The sequence below is a fragment of the Ferruginibacter sp. HRS2-29 genome, from assembly GCF_024343615.1.
GTDB lineage: Bacteria > Bacteroidota > Bacteroidia > Chitinophagales > Chitinophagaceae > Ferruginibacter.
In genome coordinates this window covers 1-2,001 of the sequence record NZ_RJUB01000074.1, presented here as the reverse complement: position 1 = coordinate 2,001, position 2,001 = coordinate 1, and the positions used below count along the sequence as shown (strand labels likewise).

Here is a 2,001-nt window from a genome sequence, read left to right as displayed (position 1 = left end):
AAGTAGAAAAACGGATGCGCAGCAACGGCGATATATTGGCTACCAGTTCCATCAGGCGTGCAAACGTCACCGTCTCGTCCTTCTGTTCATCTATCCAATGGTAACTGTCTACGTTTTGTCCGAGCAGGGTCACTTCGCGGTAGCCTTCGTTGAACAATGCCTCACATTCCTGCACGATGCTGGCTGCATCGCGGCTGCGTTCGCGGCCACGGGTAAAAGGCACTACACAGAAAGAACACATATTGTTACAGCCACGCATGATGCTCACAAAAGCGGTTACGCCATTACTGTTTAGCCTTATCGGCGCAATATCGGCATAGGTCTCTTCGCGGCTCAGCAATACATTCACCCCTTTCTGCCCGCCATTGGCTTCTTCAATGAGGCCGGGAAGGCTGCGGTAAGCATCAGGGCCTACCACTATATCCACGAGTTTTTCTTCTTCTATAAAACTGGCTTTCAGGCGTTCGGCCATACAGCCCAAAACACCCACCACCAGGCCCGGGTTAGATCGTTTGAGTTGCCGGAATTCGGTGAGGCGTTTACGTACCCTGTCTTCCGCTTTTTCGCGGATAGAACAGGTGTTGATCAGGATAAGATCAGCCGTATCTACATCAGTAGTGGCGCCAAATCCTTCTTTTTGTAAAATGGAAGCCACCACTTCGCTATCTGCAAAGTTCATCGCACAACCATAACTCTCAATGTAAAAGCGTTTGCCATTGACAGCCACAGGCTCCTGCGCAGGCGCAAATGCTTCGCCCTGCCGCGTTTCATCATGTGTCTTAGCCAAAAGAAGTTCCTGCATCGTCCCGAAATAAATTTAATGCGCAAAGATACTGAAAATAGCAGAATGGTGACAGGATGGCAGAAAATAGTGAATGGTGAATGGTGAATAGGGAATGGTGAATAGTGAATAGTGAATAGTGAATAGTGAATAGTGAATAGTGAATAGTGAATAGTGAATAGTGAATGGTGAATGGTGAATGGTGAAAATATGTGGGTTGCAATAATTAATTGAAGTTTTGAAATTGCGAACTTCTAAACTTCTAAACCTCTAAACCTCTAATCTCTTTCATAAACTAAACTCTCAACAACAAAAATGAAAAAATTATTTACATCCCTCGCCCTTCTTGCCTCATTTGCCTTCGCGAATGCCCAGGTCAAATTTCCGGCGCCATCGCCTACACAAACCATCAAACAGGATTTCGGCATCGGCTCCATTGAGATCGTATATTCGAGGCCTGGTGTGAAAGGCCGTACCATCTTTGGCGGACTGGAAGCATTTGGTAAAATGTGGCGCACCGGTGCCAACAAGGCAACCAAAATCACGCTGACAGAACCCGTAGAACTGGCAGGCAAAAAACTCGATACAGGTTCTTATGCCATCTACACCATCCCCAACATCGACACCTGGGAGATCATCATCAACAAAGGATTTAACAACGGCGGCCTGGAAGGATATAAAGAAACGGACGATGTGCTGCGTTTTAAAGTAGTGCCTTCAAAATTGAAAAACCGGGTAGAAACTTTTACCATTCAATTTGATAATGTAAAACCTGAAAGCTGTGGCATCACGCTCATGTGGGACAAAACATCGGTTACCATACCGGTAACGGCCAGCTTCAGGTCCAAAGTAAAAGCACAGATCGAAGCAGGATTGCAGTCGGAGAAAAAACCGTACTGGGAAGCCGCACAGTATTACAACGAGTACGAAAAGAACCTGCCGAAAGCATTGGAATATGCTACAAAAGCAACCGAAGAAAATGGAAAAGCTTTCTGGATATTTCTGTACAAAGCAAAGATCCAGCAGGAAATGGGCGACAAAGCCGGTGCATTGGCCAGCTCACAAAAATCGCTGGAACTTGCTGCTGCCGCAAAGAATGATGCATATGTAAAAATGAACCAGGACCTGCAGAAGAAACTAAAATGATTTTTGCCGGGAAGACGGGAAGAAAATTATATGAGCCTCCAAATATTTTGGGGGCTTTTGCTTTCTTCCCGTCT

2 protein-coding genes are annotated in these 2,001 nt (G+C 45.8%); one reads left to right on the top strand and one right to left on the bottom strand.

Annotation, left to right across the window (positions count from 1 at the left end):
- Positions 1 to 802 (bottom strand): radical SAM protein (locus EGI32_RS10990; RefSeq protein ID WP_255155423.1); only part of this gene is annotated, 802 nt, incomplete at its 3' end.
- 294 nt (positions 803 to 1,096) lie between these two features.
- Between EGI32_RS10990 and EGI32_RS10985 the strand changes: the two genes are divergently transcribed.
- Positions 1,097 to 1,927, top strand: a complete 831-nt coding sequence (locus EGI32_RS10985; RefSeq protein ID WP_255154474.1) for a DUF2911 domain-containing protein — start codon at positions 1,097 to 1,099, stop codon at positions 1,925 to 1,927.
- Positions 1,928 to 2,001: the final 74 nt, after the last annotated feature.